The sequence below is a fragment of the Bacteroidota bacterium genome, from assembly GCA_036522515.1.
Taxonomy (GTDB): Bacteria; Bacteroidota; Ignavibacteria; order UBA10030; family SZUA-254; genus VBOC01.
Map to the genome: position 1 here is coordinate 1 of DATDFQ010000023.1, position 21,305 is coordinate 21,305.

Here is a 21,305-nt window from a genome sequence, read left to right on the forward strand (position 1 = left end):
TTTATCGAGATCGTCTACAACAAAAAACGGCTTCACTCCTCCATCGGCTACAGAACACCGGAGGAGATCGAAGCACATTTTCACAACAAAATATCCACCTTGGCTATACCGGAAACTGTCTCAACAACGGGGTAAAGACCACTCGTTGGAAAGTCGCAAACCTTCGAATCAGTTTTTCTTCATTCCAGTAAAATTAGAGACTACTGCGAAGCAAAACGCCTTGAGACCGGTAAATCCAGCATTACAGGATATCGCGACGCCGTAGGCGCTGATTGCATTTCTATAGACATAGACTCGCAAGACGATATAGAAATGGCGCGGGTAGCGGCAATTCATATTATCGAGAATCTGCGTACAAACTATTCTGTAGAGCCTGCAAGCCTATCGATATGCTTTAGCGGCAATAAAGGCTTTCATCTCCAGGTCCCGGCGGAACTATTTGGTGGATTTACTCCTTCAAAGGATCTCCCCCGCCTACATAAGATGATCGTTGAACAGCTTGCAGGCGAATTCAGTTATCTCGTGGATTACACCATTTATGGGCATGTAAGCATAATACGCTTGGAAAACACTCTCCATGAAAACTCGAGTCTATTTGCGATTCCACTTACATTCAATGAATTGCAGGAGAAATCGATAGATGACATTAGAACCATGGCGGGCAGTATCCGGGTGGACGTAAGGCGTAAAGATCCTTCCACAATCGCGTCGAATCAGAAATTGGCCACGCTAAAGCATGCTATGGAAGAAAAGATACTAACAGCACCTGTTAGCACCGTAGATGAGAATAATTTGTATAGTTATTCGAATTTGAACCTTCAGGGCTGGAACAAAATCTCCAAGCATTGCAAGGTTCTAAAGCAGATTGAACAAAAAGGTAAGACGGGCGAACTGATACGGCATGATGACCGCGTCGCCCTAGGATCTATTGCAACAGCATTTGGCGATGATGGGAAGAAGAAAGTCCATGACATCCTGAAAACTCAAGGGAATTACGATAAAGATAGGACGGAATATTACATGGACACGATGGCAGATAGCGGCTATAAGCCAAAACTGTGCGAGAATATCTGCGGTCCGGATAAATTGTGCGATGCCATTAAAGCGATAAATCGGCGGAGTCCTATCGCGTTTGCATACACTTTTGATCCAAAGGCGGATCAAAAGAAAAAATACGTGGAAAGTTTTGCCGTTGAAAAAGTGGGAAAACACTTTAGCACTCTTTTGTATGTGATTGAAGAAAAGGCTTTTTACCAATATGCGAACGGCGTGTACAAGCAGATCGACACGGAAATGTTGAAAGCAATGATTTGCCAGTTCTTGCCTTATTATTTTCCGAAGGAAGATGTTACAAACCACGGACTAAATGCGCTCCTGGAACGGTTGAAGCTCGAAGGTTACATAAGATTTGCCGGCAGATTAAATGCAGAGACGTACAAACTTAACCTGCGGAATGGAATATTCGACCTCGTGAGCCGTACGCTCACACCGCATACAGACAAATTCAAATCAAGCATACAGCTCCCCTTTGCGTACGATCCAAAAGCTACATGTCCTGTGTTCGACAAATTTATGCAGGAGTCGTTCAGCAAGGATTATAGGATCGTAGATTACATACTGAAGCTATGGTGCTATCTGCTGATTCCGAGTTATGAATTCCAGAAGGTGTGGATCTGGCTTGGTGAAGGTAGAAACGGAAAGGGTACTCTCAATAGGTGCATGACCTCAATGCTGGGTGACGAAAACGTGGCATTTCAGGATGTTCATGTCCTCGCGCACGACAAATTTAGCCCAATCCATTTAAAGGGCAAGCTCGTGAATTTCTCAACAGAGATGCAAACGGACGATCTAGACATGACGATGATCAAGAAGTTAAGCGGTGGGGATCAGATCACAGCTGAATACAAAAATAAGGATAAGATCAATTTCAAAAACTACGCCCGGTTAATAGTCCTGGCGAACCAGTTGCCACGATTTTCGGACGTAGGTCCATCCGTATTGGAAAGGTTTGTGTTCATTCCGTTTAAAAATACAGTGGCAGAAAAGAATATGGATACGCGGCTAGATGAAAAGCTGGCTGCAGAATTACCGGGGATATTTAACCGCGTCGTAGCAAAGTTCGACACCATTGTACGATCCGACGGACACATCTCAATCGAGACTCCGAAGGTCCTGATTGATCAGCGCAAAAGTGCTATAACGAAGATAAGTTCCGTCGCGGAATTTGCATGCGAACGCTACGACCGCGGAAACAGCACTGACAAAGTTCCGCTGAAGCTCCTATATTCGGAATATGAAGAATGGTGTAAGTATTCGGGCTACAAGTCTCTCGGTAAGATCAGATTCGCAGACGCACTACGTACAACATGCAAGCTCAGAGTCGAATCCGAGGCGAGCATGAACAACCAGGTCTGCGTGTACGGGATTATCGACAGTCTTGAGGTGCAATTGAGGGCAAACTCTTAAGCTCTTAAGCAAGTTTTAAGTCGATTTTCTGTGAAATCAATGCAGGTTGATGGAAAACTTAAGACTTAAAAGATTTAACTAAATTCAATGGAAGAAAATATGATAAATAAAACTAGTATAAATATGCCTTTAACTTTTAAGCTTTTAATTTTTAGGGGAAAATATCAATAATGAATCCAAAAACGACAACAATAGAAGAATTTTACAACTTAATAGATGAACATCCTGAACTAACAGTCGAAGGATTCGGCGTTCAGAGCCATCCTTGGAATTATGAGACGCGCCGTAGCCAATTATACAATCAGTTTGAACCATTCCAGGCATCCATGGATTTCTTGTCAAATGAGAAGAACTACGCGCACCTAGAAGATGACATGCGGGGATCCTTCAGATTAGCGCACGTAATCGGAGAATACTGGTTCAACCTGAACGAGCGGAATTTATTTATTTCGGAGGGCGCTGTAATCGCAGCTTTGATCCATCTTGGCCTGCCCTATAAACGCGTAGATAATAGTCCTGGAATAGTTTTAGATGTACAAAATCAAATAAAGGAACTAATGGAATATGACAGTAACAGAAAATGAATTTAAAACGTTTGTAGACAAATATCCAAACTTAACAACGCACGGTATCGGCGTCGTTGATAGAACCTATAGCGTCGGCGCAGAACATGCCAATTTAAGGAGCTACTATTACGCCTTTTTAGTATCATGCCATATGTTACAGAAATGTTATGAGATAAGATCAAGATTCAAAAACGATCGCAATGCTCATTCGCATGAATTAAAGCACAGAGCTGAGGATTATGCAAAAGAGGGTGGCCAAAACGTTTACGTGCCGGAAGGGGCTCTTGTGGCAGCAGCGCTCTATCTGCAGTTGCCGTACAAAAAATCAAAGAAGACTCCGAGCGTCACATTAAAGGTGAAAGAAATCAGTTAAAACAAATTGGAGCGTTTCAATCAATCCCGGTCGGCATGTTTGCGGGTCGGGATTTTTTGTTCCGTCCCGGCCGCCTCTATACTAAGTCCGGCGGGAGCGCCGGACCTATTATAGAGGAGATACGAGGATGGAGAACGTCATTTCTGGGTAACTAGTGGCTTAATGGGATGTCGATTACGTGATGGAAATCTGTGAGTGGCTCGATGTTTTCTCCCCCGCTACATATGCTAATAACGCCTACCGCAATACCGTTCTCACTACTGATCACCATAAATCCTTGCCCGATACTCGGTTGGAGATTTCCAATCGTAAGGAGGGGCGCATGCCTCCGCTGCGCCCCTCCGCCGATCGGCAAAACCACCCCCCGATTACTTCACCAGAAGCATTCTCTTGACATCTGAGAATCCTCCGGCAACGAACCGGTAGATATAGATCCCGCTCGGAAGCGTCGCTGCATTGAAGGTGACAGATCTATAGCCGGCGGTTTGTTCCCGGTTCACCAGCGTCAGCACTTCATCCCCAAGCGTGTTGTACACCTTTAATGTTACGAATGCATCATGGGGCAAAGCGTACTGGATGACGGTAGTCGGATTGAACGGATTGGGGTAATTCTGACCAAGCGCGAATTTGTCGGGGAGTTCGATCTGATTATTTCGCCCCGCCTTGTATCCGATATTGATCGTCGTCAGCGGTATGACCCCCGCAGCTACTGTCTGCATATTGTTAATGAGATCGCAGATGGCCTTCGCATTCTCGAAATTGCCGTTTGTGCTGTCCAAAATATGGTCAGAGTAGGTGACGGCCTGAGACACCGACGCTCCGTCCACGCTGATCTTTTGAGTCTGGCTCGTAAACCCGGCCGCAATGTTCAGCAGGAGCGCCATGAGTTGCTGCCGCGCCCGTGCAATCATCGCCTGCGAGCCAACGAGATTAAGGAGGTTCTTTGCGACCTGAAGCTTGTCACTGCATTGACCCGATGAAGGGGGCTGGTATACAACGACCTGATTTATGAGGTTATTGTTGAAGTGCTCGTTAATCAGATTGAGGAACCCGCACAGCGCCGAGGAACTGAACTGTGAAGAACCCTTGTCCCCCGTAGCGACGCCGACTTCATGTTTCCAGAAGCCAATGGAACGGGTGTTGGCAACGATGGTGATGCAATTCAGGGAGAAGTTCACGGTAGTCCGTCCCCCATCGGTAACCGTCGCAACGATTTCCTCGCTCGTTGCCGTGTATCCGAGCGGGGTGACGATGGTGATCGTGTAATTTCCCGCGGGAAGATTGGTCAGACGATAGTTTCCCTGTGGGTCTGTGACGGTGGTCTGCACCAGGTCACCAGTGCCAGCAGAGTAAGCATCCACACGGACTCCATCCATTCCTGTCCCTGCAGCGGGGCAACTTGCCGTCACTCTTCCGCTCACGGTGTTTTTCGGTTGATCCGTGATGCAAAAATCATCAAATGCCCAACCTTCATAGTTCCCTCCTGCGTCTGCGAATGTTCGGTAACGAAATCGGACATGCGGCTTCCCACCGACCTCGCTTGATACTTGCCGCTGAGCAAAGTAATATCGGCCGGGGCCGGTGGGCGAGTCGACGCCCCCGCAGTCGCCATTGCTCGTCCATTTCGGACCGGTTGCCCCCCCAAGAAACCGGAATACGTTTGCTGCATTGAAGTCGAAACAAGTCGGGCTGCCCGCGGCATTCTGGTAGACCGACTCATTATACCAATTCAGTCCATGGGGATCGTTAAGTGATCCTAGCTGCAGCCAGGTAACCCCATTGTCTGTTGTGTATTCCATGATGCTCGCATCCCAACTCGGCTCCGTCTGGATGTTATGGAAAAAGCTGAGGTAGACATCCTGGAGGGCGGAAAGGTCGAATATCGGAGAATAGACGGCGGATACCCAGAAGTCGGTGTAATTGCCGACCGTTTTTGTGATCCAAGCATTTGTTCCGCTGTGGGCGGCATTGAGCTGTGTCTTTGCGGGGGTGGCAAGAACGAAATCTCCTGCGCCAAACCAACCCTGAGCACCGGTCTCGAAATCGTAGCATTGGCCGCCGGGAGAGATAGAAACGATGTCGCCGGCAGGGACCACTATCTGCTCGCGTGAGAATGCGTCATTCCCAGAGTTCAGGTCGCCTGGGCGAAGAGTGACTGCAATCAACCGGTAAGTACCTCCCGGTGTCGGGTTCCATGACGGAAACGTATCGGTTGATGTTCCATAAGGTCCTTGTGAATTCGACACGAATTGCTCATAGACAATGTTTTGTGCGGGGAGCTGACGAATTCTCAAACGAACAGGATAAGATTCAGTGGCAAAAGGGGTATTGTTTTGCACGATCACAACGGGGATGGCAGGCACATTCTCAACGACCCCATTGGGGTCGGGCTCTGTGATGGCGATAGCCTGGACATCATTGGGAGTAATGACATCCAGGAGTACGTCCTCCTCGACCGACTCACCATCTGCATCGGTGATCCTGACATCGAATACATAGTCCGCTCCCGGTTGGCCGGCGGGATTGATATCCCGGAGCGTACTCGTTGAAGAAGCCGGAATGTCCACTTGCCCAGAGTTGTTGAGCGTTATACCCGGAATCTGAGAGCTGGGTCCGAAGAATGGATCTGCGGATCCGACAATGAAACTGTAACTGAGAGCTGAACTCCCGGTCGCACCCAGGTTTTCCTTGTATTCCAGTCCCTTGGTAACCAAATGCGGAATCGGGGCGGTTATCTGGGGGGTGGAGTGTGGGGAGCCATCATAAATGATGGCGCACTCAAGTGAAAAATGTGCAGGGTAAGAAAGATTGGCAACTGCATCAACCCAGTCACCGTCGACCCAATACAGAATATAATGCCCGGTTCCGAGTCCCAGCCCCGGCAAATCGACTGTGAACACCTGCCTTCTGATATCAAACTGTGGATCAGAAGAATCAATAGCCGTGGTTGTTCCAGACATATCAATCTGAAGTGCTGAATTAAAGCCAGAGCTGGTCGTCCTCGAAGTACGTAATATCGCTCGTGTCGTACCGTCGAGGACATCGAATTCGGGGAGGGGATTGCTGTTGTTTCCTACGTTCGGTCGGACAATTCCACTGAGGGGGAAAATCTCGTCTGGCTCTCCTCCTTTACGCCAGCGCGTCTCCGCCGTAATCGTGACAACACCGCCGGCATTAATCGTGGCGCTCATGGTGCCGCCACGAAAATGGGTCGCACTTGATATATTCGGGAGGAGAATGGTGCAGGTAAGGAGGCCAAGAAGAATGACCACACTCCTCACGAAGTGATATCTTTTTCTGTACTGTCCATCTGCATTCATGACAAATACTCCTTCATAAATTTGGTTCTGTTGATATGTGAATTAATCGTCGACATCACCCCGAGCATCCTAAAAGCCTACAGCGATTGCTTGATCTTCCCCCCAACGTCCTCCTCTGATGAAATTGACATATTGATTTAGACCGCCGTGTGAAATTTCGCTCGCTCGAACCAGGTCCATTGAATACCGGTCATGAATCCGAATCCGGCTATCGCGCAAGAGCAATTCTATCCATGCGCCAACGAAGGGTCAGATTTATAGAATCCTCAGGAGCTCCGAAAGGTTCTCCTTCAGCACAAAACCAACGGCGCCAGCGTGTTCGGCTTGTGCGCGCACCTCGGTGTCATCGTACTGTGTGAGGATGATGACCTTCGCTTCGGGAAATGATCGTCTTAATGCCTTCGTGGCTGTAATCCCATCGACCTCCTTCATGACGACATCCATCAGAATCCAATCGGGTTGGTGCCTTTCATACGCAGCTAGTACCTCGTTCCCGTCTGCACACTCGACAACCTGCTGGACGCTCTTGGACAGGAAACTCCTTATCATCCCCCTCATTTTTGCGTTATCGTCTACAATCATGATGTTCATCGGGAGTTTTCGCCGTCGTGCATTGCGATCTGTGACGACATCGTCACCATCGAAAAGAAATCGGTACGGGAAACATGGTTACGGAGCCGGAGCTTCACGGTACGAAGTTGCCCCCCCCCGGGAAACATCCGACAATTTAACTCATGGAACGCACAGCGGAAATAGGGGAATCCCCTCATTCGACATGGGGGAAAGGTCTCAAATTTCGGGATCGCTTCCCGTTCGTTGAGGGGAATACCGGGGGGGAACGAGGACTTCCGGGACTCTAAGGGGAACGCTTCAGATCCGGTGCCGTCTCAGAGGGTGGATTTATTCTCGATGGCGAATTTCACCAGGCTGTGAGTGCCGTGGAGATTCAGCTTATTGCAGATATTATTGCGGTGGTTCTCGACCGTTTTCTCGCTTATATGCAGGACATCTGCGATCTGTGCGCTCGTGCGGTTATCAGAAATCAGCTTGAGAATACGGCGCTCCGATTCTGTGAGCCGGTCCAGGAGAGGGTGTGAATCATGGAAGGCTGTTACGCGGTCGTTTCGGCTGACGAGAAACTCGGAGATATTCGGACTGATGTAGTGCTTGTTCTGTTTCACGGTTCTGATGCATTGCAGGATGTCGCCAACGGCGTTTTCCTTCAGCACGTACCCAAGCACTCCCGCGTCCAGCGCCGCATTGAACATATCCTCCTCCTTATACATCGTGAGAAAGATGATGCGCGTCTGGAGGCCCTGATCGCGGCAGATCCTGGCGATCTCCATTCCGTTCATTGCCGGCATGTTCACATCAAGAATAGCCACCTCGGGCCGCAATTCACGGATTTTTTCCATCGCGCTCCTGCCCTCCTCACATTCCGCGATGACCCTCAGTGTCGTATCCGACTCGATCAGATTCCTCAGCCCTCTGCGGAAAATGGGATGATCGTCGGCCAGGAGTATGGTTGTAGCCTCGGGAGGTGTCATTTGTCAGAGCCAGTATTCGTGTCACCTACCGGTATTTCGATTGTGAGTTTCGTCCCGGATCCTGGAGATGAGTGCATCGAGAACTCGCCGCGGAGGATCTTTACCCGTTCGGCAATTCCCTTGAGCCCGAATCCCGATTGATCCTGCTGGTTCTTGCCCGGCTCCCTCGGATTAAAACCTCTGCCGTCATCTTCCACATTCACAAGGAGCCTGTGTGCTTCATGACGTACACGTACTGCCGACGTCCTGGCCCCCGAATGCTTCAGCACATTGTTCACGGATTCCTGTATGATGCGGTAGAGATTGATTTCTGATTCCTTCGTCATGAGATTGTCGATATCATCTATGGAGGCGGAGAAGGCGATTGTGGATGATTTCGATACCCGTTGTGTGATCGACTCGATCGCCTTGGTGAGCCCGAGCTGATCGATTTGATAGGGACGCAAATTGTGAGCGATATCTCTGGCCGCCTCGATAGCTTCCGACGCGACCCCGGCGATGTCGGCATAGCGGCCGGTGTCTTCTCCCGCTGACGATTCCAGGATCGCCAGATCGGCTTTGTTCTTGATGATCAGGAGATCTTGTCCCAGACCGTCGTGAAGAGAGGCGGCGATGCGCTTACGTTCGTCCTCCTGCGATTGAATCAGCCGCCGTGAGAAAAGCTCCTCTTCGAGCTTCTGAAGTTTCAGCTTCGCTACTCTGCGGTAATAGATGACCGGTCCGATGGCCACGAAGAGCAGTGCTGCAGAAGACACAAACCACCAGGTACGCCAGACCGGGGGATGTATCGTAATGGCAAGCGTCGCGGGCAGGGCGCTTTCTACGCCGCTCGCATTTATGGCATTCACTTGAAAAACATACTGGCCCGGGTCCAAATGCGCATAAACCACCGAGTGATTTTTAGAGGGTCCATTCCAGCGATTATCCAGACCTTGAAGTCTGTAACGATACCGAACCTCGCGTTCATCTTCGAAGCTCAAACCAATGAATCCAACCTCAATATTATTCTCATCATACGAAAAACTAAGCTGCCGGCTTATCGGGTAAACGTCGCCATTCACTCTAAGCTCCTTAATATACGTCGGCGGAGGAATGAGCGGAATTGTATCAGAATTCGTGTCATAGAAGTAGAGTTCATAATCCCCCGAAATGAACCACAAAATGCCGTTCCTGGTCATGCCGCTCGCAGGGATGTGCTCTTGGGGAAGATCGTCGCGGCGATCGAAAGTGGACGAACCCGGTCTTTCCTGAACTGCAAAGCCGAGTCCGGTTCCGACCCAAACCCTTCCGCGCCGGTCTTCAAAGATACTTCCGATGCGATTACTCGGAAGACCCTCCCTGACAGAAAGTGTATGTATCGAGTCGTGGTCGATAACTGCCACGCCGTTATCCGCCGTTCCTACCCACACTTTTCCTGCACGATCACCGGCGAGCGACCGGATATCATTGTCCGGCAAGCCTTCCGCAGTCGTATACCGTCGAAACTTTCCCCTTGCAATGTCTTCTGCAGAAAGCTTGATAATCCCGTCGGCATAAGTTTGTCCCCAAATGTTTCCGTGGGTATCCTCGTACAGGTTCCGCACATAGTTTTCGCTTGCTCCGTCGATCTGTCTATATTCTCGAATGATTGGTTTGAGCCGGTTCGGGGCGACGTGGAGAGTGCCCCCATACTTCCAGACATGATCCGCCCGGTCGAAACTTATCCAAACGCCTCCATGCCGGTCAACGATGAATCCCATTGAGAAACTTCCCTTGAATTGCTCAAGAGAGATCCGTGTGATCCGCGAGAGCTTGGTTGGGTTCAGCCCCGACTGATCGACGCTGAGATCAAATTGTTCCAAATGCGATTTCCACCCGCCGGCCTCAATCCACAGTTTGTTCTTCGAATCAACCACCACTGAAATGACAGAATCATTTTTCGCGAAGCGGTGAGTGTATCTGTGCCATGTCAATGAGGAATCGCGCCAAAATTCATCCAATGAGCACGCCGTGGCAGCCCAGATGTGATTATTGCTGTCGGATGCGATCACCTCATGGCCATACGCGATCAAGGGTCTCAAGGGAAACCGAACATAATGCTTGGCCGCCAGTTTTGCAACCCCTTTTGGAAATGCTGCAAACCATAAATTGCCTTGACGGTCAATAAATCCGCTCCGAATGTCGTTCGACAATAGCCCATTGCTAGTCGAAAACTTCAGAAGTGGTGCGGTAAGGAATTCATTTTCTGAGACGACACCCATTCCCGCACCCAACTTGAAAACATTCTTGTGGGAATTACTCACGAGAAAGTGATCCTTTAACTTTCGCCTCCCGAGGAGATGTCCATCATGGTACATGTACGTGTATCCTTCGGGGAAAAACGTAAGAAAGATGCTGCCATTGTCGTCGACATAAGCAGACATGATCCAGGAACCCTCGCTGACAGGAACGGTGTAGGTGTGGTATTGATTTGTTGTAGGCAAGTATGACGTCAGCTCACATCCGTCGCTAACAAACCACAGGATACCATCCCGAGTTTCTCCCACGAATATTGTGCCACTTTTAATTTGGGGAGCGGCGTGTCGCACCGAATCGCCCAGAATCTGAACAATACCCAGGTTTGACACAGACCACAATTGCCCCAGATGATCCTGGATCACGTTCCCCAGTATCTCCGGATGCAATCGGGTTTGAGCAGTAATATCAGTAAACGAACCATCGCGCCATTTACAGAGATGAGCATTATGGGTAATGATCCATATTGTTCCGGGGGAAATTCGGTCTTCGAAAATCTGATGCACGGCGTTGTCCGGCAATCCCTCGCGCATTGTGAGATTACGAAATGACTGACCATCGAAAATGCTTATGCCCTCGGATGTACCAAACCACATGTATCCCCGGGCGTCCTGACAAATCGTATACACAATGTTTGAGGCAAGTCCGTCTTGCGCGGTGTAGGTACGGAAAGAGTAGACCTGGGGGTAAGATGAACTCTCGGAAAGTATCCACAAAAAAAGGAATAAGAAGCCCCTCAGAAACGATTTCAATACGGCCTCCTCAGTCCTCACGGGATACATGTCCGGGATGTCATCCAGGAAATGATCGCAAACGATTCCGCTTAAGGGCCTCATATGGTTATTGGTCCGGGGAGGGGAGAGGTGGCCCGGTTGCGGATGAATTGCAACTGTTGTACGAATATACAGGATCAGGCGGATGATAGCAAGTTCGAATCGCAATCGGGCAATGCGGGCCGAGTGTGGATGCCGTTTCCGGGGGGGAATTCGGGTTCGGGCTGATACCAAACTGGCTCGAAAGAAAGAGCCCCGATTAGCGACGATTAGGATTGCCGCCTGACGACAATTATAATTGCCGGTTTTGCAGGGCCGAAATGGAAATCCTGTCCGGTGATGCCACAAAAGCGAGTCAAGAGGTGCCCCAAAATGTCTCCGTGATTCACATTCAACGGAAATGTCATCCTGAGTAGAACGGAGTGGGGCGAGCCATCTCCGCATGACTACCTGTGAGATCCTTCGCTTCGCTCAGGATGACAAAATAATACGCACCAATCCCACCATCCACTTGACTCCCAAATCAGTAATTCTTAGCTTTATGCCTCCAGGGGGTACGCCAGCGACTTCTCGCGCAGGGATAGGTTCATTTGGAGGAATTCTGCGCGGGGAAGCGATAATCTCTTAGCAAACGGCACCATGCCGGAGGATCTATGATCAGTAAGTCCTTCGCGTTCCCCTTGCGGACTGTTGCGACCCGATCTGCAACCCTTCTCTGTTTTCTCCCCATCGCGGTTGCCTTATCGCAGCCACAGAAACCCTCCATCCAGGACAACCCATTCGACAGAGCTCCCGACCTTCTTAAGGAATCTGAGAGGTTCCAGGAAGAACGTTGGTTCTACGAGCAGCGAATGTTTCCGCGGAACTATATCCCCGAAGGGGCCTACGTTAAGGCGATGGACCAAGCGAAGCGGCTGGAGAGTCCCTTCAGCTTTTACAAAACCGCTGTCTCCGGCTGGCAGCCGATAGGCCCGAGGTCGGCGATCAGGAACCTGAGCACAGATCCCGCAAAGACCGACACGATCTCCGGGCGGATGGAAACAGTCGCGATTGATCCGGACAATCCTCAGACGGTCTACATCGGAGCGGCAAACGGCGGGGTGTGGAAAACCACCAACGGCGGAACCACCTGGATCGCGAAGACGGATACACAGAAGTCTCTCTCCTCAGGCGCCCTGGCCCTCGATCCTTGTGATTACAAGACCGTTTACTGCGGTACGGGTGAAGCTGCGTACTCGGCCGATTCATACTATGGTGCGGGTCTCCTGAAATCGACCGATGGAGGGGAGACCTGGACAAGGTTTACCTCCGTCCTTCCCACGAATTCCTACTTCTCAAGGATCATTGCGGGAAGCTCCAGGGATACGAACCCACCTGTGATCACCTGGAACGACACCTATAAGGGGATCGGCACCGACGGCGGGAATGCGCCGGTCGGGATATCGGTCGACGACTCCGGAAATGTGATCGTGGCGGGCACAATGTATAATGGAAGCTCTCACGGATATGACTTCATGGTTGTGAAATACGATTCGTGCGGGGACAAACGGTGGGTCCGGTATTTTGACGGACAAGGGAAGGATGATTTCGCCTCCGCGATGGTAGTGAGCAAGTTCGGAGACATCTACGTTACCGGAAAGAGCTGGCGGGCTGGGAACACCTGCCGCGATTGGCTCACGGTCCGGTGCGGACCGAACGGGGATTCCCTCGGAGCGAGGCGGTTCAGCGGAACGAAATGCGGAGGCAGTGCCACCTATCCTGCAGGCATCGCCCTCAATAGAAACGGAAGTGTGTACGTGGTGGGCGCGACGGAGGATACCGGGCACGTGGATCAGCAAATGTCTCTCGTGAAGTACAGTTATGATCTGTCCACGCCCGACCCTCTTTTCCGCTCCTACACCGACATGCACAGCCTCGGTCCCAGCCCAAGCGCCACCAACGCCATCGTCATCGATACGACGAGTTCCCTGACGGACAATATCTTCGTGGCGAATATGGATGTGGATACGAATCGCCAGCCCCATCCGACTGCGTACAAAATTCAGAGAATCGACGAGGGAACATTCCTTCCTCTCTGGAGCAAGTACTATTCTGATCCGACGGATACCAACACGTTCACATTCAGCCAGCCTCTCGATATAACGACCGATACCGCAGGGAATGTGTTCGTCACAGGCGTGGTTCCCTTCCTGGTCAATCCGGGCGATCATAACGACCACTACGGCATCGCAACGCTCTCCTACACCGCCAACGGGACGCAGCGGTGGGTCGCAAGACACAATGTTCCCGGCGACTCGAGTTTCGGAAAAGTGATCAGGGTGAGCCGCACCGGTGCCTATGTCGCGGGCTTCACCCCCGGAACGGGCCGGTTCGATGCCAGTCTGATCAAATACAATCTCAACACCAACGATTCCATCTGGCGAAGAACCTACAACGGTCCGGGAAACGGCAACGATAACTCCACGGCGATGACGCTCGACGATAGCGGCAATGTCTATGTGACCGGTTTCAGTTTCGGCGGAGCCACGAACTTCGACTACTTCACCATCAAGTACAAACCGAACGGGGACACCGCCTGGGTCCGGAGATTCGATTCGAATATCGGCCTCGCAAGAGATGTCGCATCCGCAATCGCCGTCAAGAAAGGGGATGTGTACGTGACAGGCGACGCTCAATCTCAGTACTCGACGATCAGGTACGGATCCCGCTCACGCTATGTCCTCGCGGCACTGGGGAGATCGTCGCATGCCAGCGACGGCTCCGGAGGAATCTACCGGAGCACCAACGGGGGGCAATCCTGGACGCAATCGGTTTCCGGAAGGTGCGATGACATCGTTGCTTCCCCCACGGGGGATACGATCTATGCGGTTGGAAACGGCTCGAATTACCAAATCTCCTACGACGGGGGCAAGCATTTTGCGCTTGGCGTGGGACTGACAATAAGGACGAGAAATCAGATTGCGATCTGCAAGCAGGCCCCCGCAATTCTCTATGAAGCAGGGTATTCGGACGGGACCAACACGATAGGGTTGTATAAATCGACCGACGCTGGGTTGACCTTCACGAATATCAGCGCCGGACTCTCGACAATTAATTCCAACACCGAAAATACGAAGCAGGGATTCTACGATTTCTATCTTTACGTCAAGCCCGATAATCCGAACTATGTGTATATTGGTTTGATCGACCTCTGGCGCTCGACAGACGGCGGCGCGAGTTTCGTAAATCTGACGAACGCCTACGGAAACGGAACGGTCCACCCCGACCAGCACAATTTTGCCTTCAACCCGGCGAACCCGAACCAGATCTACATTGTGAACGACGGGGGCGTCTGGTACTCGCCCGATGCGGGAAATACCTGGAGCACACGGAACAGCCCGACCTTCCTTTCTGTCACACAATTCTACTCGATCGGATCGCCCAACGTAAGCTCGAGGCAGATTCTTGGAGGGGCGCAGGATAACGGGGTGCTGCGGACTTCAAACTGGGGACAGACCTGGGGCGCCCCGTCGGGGTTCAACGGCGGCGACGGAGGTATCACCTGCTTTCATCCGTTGAATCCCCGGCAATTCGTCACGGAGACTCAGTTCGATCACATCATCTACTCAAAGGACGGCGGGGCGAACGTCACCTATGGTCTCGCCGCCGACGAATCGAACTCGGCGTTCATCGCCCCTATCGTCGCCAACGCGGGATCCGCGGGCGTCTTCTACACGGGCAGGAGACAGGTGTATAAGTCCACCGACGCCGGAGTCTCCTGGAATCAATTGTCGCCTTCCATGGCGTCCGGAAATGTGATCAGGGTGCTCGCGCAGAGCAAACCCAACTCGGCCATCATGTACGCGTCGACAGGGGCCGACTTCTACAGATCGCTGAGCGGGGGAACGAGCTGGTCGCAACTTGCAGTTCCGTGGACATTCTATGTCACGAGCATCCGTCCTCACCCCGATTCGGCGGGCGTGGTGTTTGTTACGCTTTCCGGATTCATCGGCAGCGATGTGGTCTCCGGGCATGTGTACCGATCGAGCGATACCGGTACCACATGGAGACTGATCGATGGGACGAATCTGCCCAACGCGCCGGTGAATGATATGTACGTCCAGCCCGGCTCCGGCGGGCCGTACATTGTCGCGAGCGATGCGGGTGTGTTCATCACCACAAACGGGGGAGGAGCGTGGTCGGCGCTTGGAAGCGTCCTGCCGCATTCTCCCGCCATCTCACTCGACAGGAATATTACCGCGCTTCGTGTGGGAACATACGGGAGGGGGGTCTGGCAGCTGGACGGGGTCTTCCCGGCGGCACCTGCGCCGGTGGCGGCTTCCCCGCCGAACGGTGCGACCGGCTGGTCGCCCACCGGACCGTTCGGGTGGACACCCTCGGGCCATCTCTCCCGGGGTGTGAAGCGCATATCCTCCGTTTCGCCCGTCTATAATGTCGCCCTCGCGGCCGATTCGCTGTTCGATTCAACTGTCTATTATCAGGGCGGGATCGCGGATACGTTTCTGGCAGTCCCTCCCGGAGTGCTTGCCTATGGCACCACCTACTATTGGAAGGTCAGCACCACCGATTCCACCGGCGACGGAGAGTGGTCGCAGCCATGGAGCTTCACTACCATCGACTCCGCCACGGGCGGACCGACGTGGCGGCTGGTTTCACTCCCGAGGAAGGTGGCAGATCCAAGGACCCGAACGCTCTTCCCCAACTCGATCTCGAGGGCATTCAGTTATGCCGGAAGTTACCAGGTTGAGGACACTCTCACCCCGGGGAAGGGATATTGGGTGAAATTCAGCGATCTGAACTTCCCCACGATCCAGGGGACCACAGTCTCGACTGAGACAGTCTCTGTGGTGCAACGGTGGAATATGATCGGCTCGGTCTCCGTTGCCGTCCCTGTAGATTCGCTGACAAGCGATCCGCCCGGCATGGTCACGTCAAGATTCTACGGCTATGTGCCCGGTGCCGGATACGATCCTGGTGTAACTTCCATACAGCCGGGGCAGGGGTATTGGGTGAGGGTCAACCAGGACGGGAAGATCGTGATCTCTTCAGGTGGATCAGTGGCAGCGGAGAAGATTCACATCGACCCCACGATCACAGAGCTTCCACCTCCGCCTCCGGGTCTGGACGCCGTGAGCCTCGGGAAAGGCATTCCCCGCGAGTTCGCACTCATGCAGTCCTATCCGAACCCGTTCAATCCGAGTGCCACGATCAGGTATCAGTTGCCGGCGGCGAGCAGGGTAACTCTCAGAATCTATAATGCCCTCGGGCAGGAAATCGCCACGCTGATCGACGGAACAAAGGAAGCCGGGTACTATTCGGAGACCTGGAACGCCGGGAGGGTGACGAGCGGGATCTACTTTTATCGCCTCCATGCTTCAGGCGTTGCCGATCCGGGACGGACATTCATGAATGTGAAGAAGATGGCGTTGATAAAATAGCGCCCGGGGAGGATCGAAGGTGCTTCCCGACCGCCATCTTACTGCTGATCGCTACTTGAGCAATACCATCTTCAATATTCTTGAAAATGTCTCATTTGGATGGTCTATCCCCGTGGCATCTACTCTATAGAAGTAAACGCCGCTGGGCAACCTCCCCGCTTCGAACTCGACCGACTTGAACCCTGCGTTCTGCTCCCCTTCGACCAGTGTTACGATTTCCTGTCCGAGCACGTTGTAAACCTTTAGTGTCACCCGGCTATCGACGGGCAACGCATACCGAATCACTGTTGAAGGGTTGAAAGGATTCGGGTAGTTTTGTTCGAGGGAATAGGTGCGCGGCAGAGGGACGGTGCCGCGTTCATCGGAGACGGTGCCATCAGCCTGATGCAGAGGGTGGTGATCGGCTGCAATACTGCATGGTGGAGGTTGTATGAAGAACGACCGGTTATTGATCTTTTGAATAACATTTCTGACCCGGTCCTGCTCGGTCCTGAGGGGACCGGCGGAGGCTGTCGCCGCACCATTCTGGCCGGCGAAGAGACCGCCGCATTGCCCGATAGGATTGCCCAACAGGCAGTTGGCAAATTCCATCGTTGCAATAATACTGCCACCGCTGTCGAGCTCCGAAGATCGGATATCAAGTCCATGAGCAACATTGAGTTTGAGCGCTGACAGCTCTTCCGAAAGCCTGTACGCGGTGTTTGCGCCGGCCGCGCTCGTCAACCATGTCTGGTACTGGCCCGCGGACACCGGATCGAAATCCGATCCGTTCGGGTTCCTCAGGTTGAGTGCTCGCAATTCGGCCAGGTCGTCTGATGTGATCGAATCACTGCCGCGCTTGTTCGACCAGTATCCGATCGACCTCCCTCCCGTGATACAGGAATAGGCGGTTCCGAAGACCGGCTTCCACGGCTGAGTGACATCCCTGGTTCGACAGGGTGTCGTGGTGATCCATCTGCACGTCCCGGTGGACTGAGGAAGTGCCTGGCAAACTGTGTACCTTCCAGGTGTGATGCAGGAGTGACAAAACCCTCCGGTCGCATCGGTTGTCAGGCTGAGGGTGTCGTTCGGCCCCATAATTGTGATCAAGCGTCCGGGGATCGCACATTCTCCGTCGTCCCGGACGCCGTTGAGGTTTGCGTCGTAGAACGCGGTGCCGCAGATCCACCAGACCGGGCAAGCCAGCAGGCTTGCGATCGGGCCCACACCGGCTGAAGTCCAGAACGTGTTCGAAGACACCTCGCCTCCTGCGGCAATCCCAACCGAGTAGGAGCTCCTGAAGGATGAGCTGCTCGCAGCGCCGCTGCTTGTTCCGACCGAACTGGTAGTCAGCGTGAAAGGTTGCTGGCACCAAGATTTGACTCCGGAGGTCAGACCCAGACAGACGAGGGTCAGACATGCCACATAGTTTGAATTCATATGATCTCCAATATCATTCGATATCGCCGGATGGACCTGTTAGAATTTCATAACGGCAACGCGAAAGATCCCGCTCGCGGGATTCAACGCCCCCGTCGATGAATTGATGAATCGGACGGTCACGTTGTTCGCCACGGGTACCCAAGCCATGTACGAACAATTTGTTGTTATGCTCGTCGGAGGCACCCCGAGAGAAACAGCGTCACCGATTGCCGCGCCGGAGACTGAGATTGTGGTGTCGCGGCTCGTTTGTGCCGAAGTGGAGGGGAAATCGAGAACCGCAGTAACACTCACCACTTTGACAATCGGCGTTCCCCCCCCGACGGTCAAACTACCGGCGACCGTGGTATTGCCGGTTACACTAAGCGGAGTGGTCACGCTCACAATCGACGGGGTAACGTTCAGACGTGCAACACCTGCTGTCGACACTGAGATTTGTTGAACGCCCGGAAAATATATCCCGGTGGACGGATCCGCAGCCATGCGCACGGCCGGTGTACCAGCGCTTCCCAGTCCGGAGAGAACGAGACTGGTGGATTTGGCAGTCCCGGACACCTCAAGGACCTCGGTGGGTGCGACCGTTCCGATTCCGATATTTCCAGTGGTATTGGTAACAAACATTCTTGTTGTTCCGGCAGCCTGAATCGCGAGGGGTGCATTGTTGCTTGACACGGCGTTTGCAAAAAGGGTATCACTCACTTTCGCGCTTCCCGCCACTTCAAGTTTCCTCGACGGAGTGGAAGTTCCTATTCCCACATTATCTGTCGTGGTTACAAGGCGCACCGCATTGCCATCGTCCGACCATCCACTATTACCGCCAGCCGCGGCGGTGGTTTGTGATGTGCCGTCAGGGAACCTGAAACCGGAACCTGTAGATTGTATCAGGCCCGGAACCACAAGGCTTCCGCTCGTTGTGAGGTAAGCGCCGGCGGACGTGTTGATGAGCCTGGAGGTGTCGTAAGGCGCGGTCCCGCCGCGATTGGTGACATACATGCCGCCGTCGGCTCTGAGCACCATTTGACCCGTGCCGCCCGAGAAAATGTCCTGACCAGTCCCGTTGTGCGGAGTACCCGACAGGACCATGGAACCACCCTGTATTGCATGTGCCTTCTCGCCTGCCGCGAAAGAGCCGTCTCCTGCAGCTTCATTTGAGAAACCTCCGGGGACCGTTCCACCGGTGCCCGTTGCGCGATTACCGCTCCCTCCGGCAACCGTCGTTGAGAAGGCAGTTGCAAGATTATTCGCGCCCCCACCGATCGTTGACCACGGGAAAGTCGCCTTATTACCGGAGCCCCCACCGACAGTAGTGTGGTGTGCGAGGGCGCGATTTGAATCCCCGATTCCCAACCCACCCCCGCCACTTACCACTGAGAAATCCCCGTCGGCACTGTTGTGGCTGCCCGCAACGAAGGATTGAATACCCGAATTGGTGTTTGCGTTTCCAAAATTGCCTTTGCCCATTGTAATTAGCGGATCACCGACGCTTCTGATTGGGCCCGACATAGTTCCACCCGAGATCGGGAGAAAGTTACCGTTGCCTGCGGTAGATTGAACAGTTCCATCCGGAAATTCGAATCCGGCAGTGGAATAGATGATCCCGGAGACTTCGAGCTTTTGAGACGGAGTTGTTGTCCCGATCCCCACGTTCTCGTTGGACGTTGTCAGGTGGACATTCGTGCCGTCATCAGTCCACCCGCTTCCCCCGATTCCGGATCCCTCGTCGTTGCTCGCGACCCACCCTGAACCGTTCCATTTGATGACCTGCCCCGAGGTTGCCCCGTTCTGACCAATATCGATCAGCCCGATTGATCCGTCAAGAATACTCGCCGAAGTCACCGAGTTTTTCGCCACGGCCACCGCCAGATCAGTCGTGTCGGCACGATTGGATCGATCGGAACGCATCGAGCGGTTCGAAGTATCCGACCGCGCAGAATGATTGGCATGGTGCGATGTGTCGGACCGTGCGGAGTGATCGGCGTGATGCGATGTATCGGAACGGGAGGAGTGATCCGAATTATTGGCGTGGTCGGAGTTGTTTGCATGATCCGCATGCCCCGCGCTGTCGGCGCGGGCTGCCCGAATCCCGTACGGTGCGCTTCCCAGCGCCGCGCGCGGAATTAAGGTGCTCCCTTCAACCACAGTTTCGAGAAAATAGGGAACGTCGAACGGAAGCTGAATTGGTCCAAGGACCACATTGAAGACGCCGCTCTTCACGTTCACGTTCTGCGGCCCCTGACTGTAGAGAGGTGTTCCACCCGTCGCTACGTTGTAAATGCGGAAGGCAATGCTCTTGGATCCATCGACCGGGATGCCGTTCTGGTCGGTGAGTACCCCCTGGTAATTAATGTTTCGCGGGACCTGGCTCATCCCGGGTGTGGTGAACATGGGCAGGCAGATGGCGAGCATGAGAAAGTAGAGCGGCGAGCGTTTCATGATGGTCTCCCTGTGTAAGTGATGTGGATCTTCGCCCCCCCGGGTGGTGTGCAATCTATGCAATGCGCCTACATATAACAATCACGAAAAAATGAAATGGACGATTTACCCATTTTGAGTTTGAAAGTGAGTGCCGATCCTTGACGAATTAGTCTCGACGGGTGGGGAAAGCAATGATAGAAAAACGAAACGATATTGTCAAGAGGGGGGGGATATTGCAAATGACTCACCTTCATCCAATGCTGTCATCCCGAGATCTTCCAGGTCGGGATCTTTTTAAAAGAGTTGAAAGATGCTGACCAAAGGCATGTCAGCATGACGAGCTGGGGGGAAAGAGGACCGAACTGAGTCGGTACCGAGGAAAAGGTAGAGCATGGGAACGAGTAATCCCTTAGGGAGCGGAGATCCTTCGCTGCGCTCAGGATGACAAATAACGGGGAAAATGCGGCACTTCCAGGGAATCTGGCAGTAGGGACGCGAGGGTTGGATTCTAATAACAAATATATTACATTCCCGCCGAAGACGCAGGGGTGGGTTTGGAGGCGGGAAAGCGCAGTTATCCTACACGAGATTGCAATCACCATCATTCATATGTAACCACAACTCATTTGGAGGACGTATGAATAACCAACGTGCGAGCAAGCTCCTTGCCATTCTCCTGCTCCTCTTGCCGGCGGGCCTCATGGCACAAACCGT

General features: G+C 52.7%; 10 protein-coding genes. 4 read left to right on the top strand and 6 right to left on the bottom strand.

The annotated features are described in order from the left end of the window. Nucleotides 1-312 precede the first annotated feature (312 nt). The 3 genes from VI215_03380 (at nucleotide 313) to VI215_03390 (ending at nucleotide 3,405) form a co-directional block, all read left to right on the top strand. Nucleotides 313-2,466 carry a phage/plasmid primase, P4 family gene (locus VI215_03380; protein ID HEY6191348.1) on the top strand — a complete coding sequence of 718 codons (2,154 nt, stop codon included), beginning with the start codon at nucleotides 313-315 and terminating at the stop codon, nucleotides 2,464-2,466. Between the two features lie 170 nt (nucleotides 2,467-2,636). Beyond that, nucleotides 2,637-3,050 (top strand): hypothetical protein, encoded by a 414-nt coding sequence (locus VI215_03385; protein HEY6191349.1) that lies wholly within the window; start codon nucleotides 2,637-2,639, stop codon nucleotides 3,048-3,050. Then, complete coding sequence (locus VI215_03390) at nucleotides 3,031-3,405, top strand: hypothetical protein (protein HEY6191350.1); 375 nt, start codon at nucleotides 3,031-3,033, stop codon at nucleotides 3,403-3,405. The genes VI215_03385 and VI215_03390 overlap by 20 nt, the downstream gene beginning before the upstream one ends. Before the next feature lie 368 nt (nucleotides 3,406-3,773). On the opposite strand, the gene VI215_03395 is transcribed toward VI215_03390, so the two are convergent. From VI215_03395 to VI215_03410, 4 genes are all read right to left on the bottom strand, one after another. Continuing rightward, nucleotides 3,774-6,596, bottom strand: coding sequence for a T9SS type A sorting domain-containing protein (locus VI215_03395; protein ID HEY6191351.1), 2,823 nt, complete (start codon nucleotides 6,594-6,596; stop codon nucleotides 3,774-3,776). A 384-nt stretch (nucleotides 6,597-6,980) separates the two neighbouring features. Then, the gene (locus VI215_03400; protein HEY6191352.1) at nucleotides 6,981-7,316 is read right to left on the bottom strand and encodes a response regulator transcription factor; all 336 of its coding nucleotides are present in this window, start codon (nucleotides 7,314-7,316) and stop codon (nucleotides 6,981-6,983) included. A gap of 296 nt (nucleotides 7,317-7,612) precedes the next feature. After that, a complete protein-coding gene (locus tag VI215_03405) occupies nucleotides 7,613-8,272 on the bottom strand; it encodes a response regulator transcription factor (GenBank protein HEY6191353.1) in 660 nt (219 codons plus the stop codon). Then, the gene (locus VI215_03410; protein HEY6191354.1) at nucleotides 8,269-11,298 is read right to left on the bottom strand and encodes a two-component regulator propeller domain-containing protein; all 3,030 of its coding nucleotides are present in this window, start codon (nucleotides 11,296-11,298) and stop codon (nucleotides 8,269-8,271) included. The genes VI215_03405 and VI215_03410 overlap by 4 nt, the downstream gene beginning before the upstream one ends. Nucleotides 11,299-12,170: 872 nt before the next feature. Here VI215_03410 and VI215_03415 point away from each other — a divergent pair. Continuing rightward, the gene (locus VI215_03415; protein HEY6191355.1) at nucleotides 12,171-16,757 is read left to right on the top strand and encodes an SBBP repeat-containing protein; all 4,587 of its coding nucleotides are present in this window, start codon (nucleotides 12,171-12,173) and stop codon (nucleotides 16,755-16,757) included. Between the two features lie 51 nt (nucleotides 16,758-16,808). Here VI215_03415 and VI215_03420 read toward each other — a convergent pair whose 3' ends face one another. Together VI215_03420 and VI215_03425 are read right to left on the bottom strand one after the other, a co-directional pair. Continuing rightward, nucleotides 16,809-18,176: a T9SS type A sorting domain-containing protein gene (locus tag VI215_03420; GenBank protein HEY6191356.1), complete on the bottom strand. Its 1,368-nt coding sequence runs from the start codon at nucleotides 18,174-18,176 to the stop codon at nucleotides 16,809-16,811. 39 nt (nucleotides 18,177-18,215) lie between these two features. After that, nucleotides 18,216-20,609 carry a hypothetical protein gene (locus VI215_03425; GenBank protein ID HEY6191357.1) on the bottom strand — a complete coding sequence of 798 codons (2,394 nt, stop codon included), beginning with the start codon at nucleotides 20,607-20,609 and terminating at the stop codon, nucleotides 18,216-18,218. Nucleotides 20,610-21,305: the final 696 nt, after the last annotated feature.

What these genes read in the sequence shown, in the direction of transcription:
- VI215_03400 (HEY6191352.1), bottom strand. Translation starts at nt 7,316, where the DNA reads ATGAACATCATGATTGTAGACGATAACGCAAAAATGAGGGGGATGATA.
- VI215_03380 (HEY6191348.1), top strand. Translation starts at nt 313, where the DNA reads ATGGCGCGGGTAGCGGCAATTCATATTATCGAGAATCTGCGTACAAAC.
- VI215_03385 (HEY6191349.1), top strand. Translation starts at nt 2,637, where the DNA reads ATGAATCCAAAAACGACAACAATAGAAGAATTTTACAACTTAATAGAT.
- VI215_03415 (HEY6191355.1), top strand. Translation starts at nt 12,171, where the DNA reads ATGTTTCCGCGGAACTATATCCCCGAAGGGGCCTACGTTAAGGCGATG.
- VI215_03405 (HEY6191353.1), bottom strand. Translation starts at nt 8,272, where the DNA reads ATGACACCTCCCGAGGCTACAACCATACTCCTGGCCGACGATCATCCC.
- VI215_03425 (HEY6191357.1), bottom strand. Translation starts at nt 20,609, where the DNA reads ATGAAACGCTCGCCGCTCTACTTTCTCATGCTCGCCATCTGCCTGCCC.
- VI215_03395 (HEY6191351.1), bottom strand. Translation starts at nt 6,596, where the DNA reads ATGAGCGCCACGATTAATGCCGGCGGTGTTGTCACGATTACGGCGGAG.
- VI215_03420 (HEY6191356.1), bottom strand. Translation starts at nt 18,176, where the DNA reads ATGAATTCAAACTATGTGGCATGTCTGACCCTCGTCTGTCTGGGTCTG.
- VI215_03390 (HEY6191350.1), top strand. Translation starts at nt 3,031, where the DNA reads ATGACAGTAACAGAAAATGAATTTAAAACGTTTGTAGACAAATATCCA.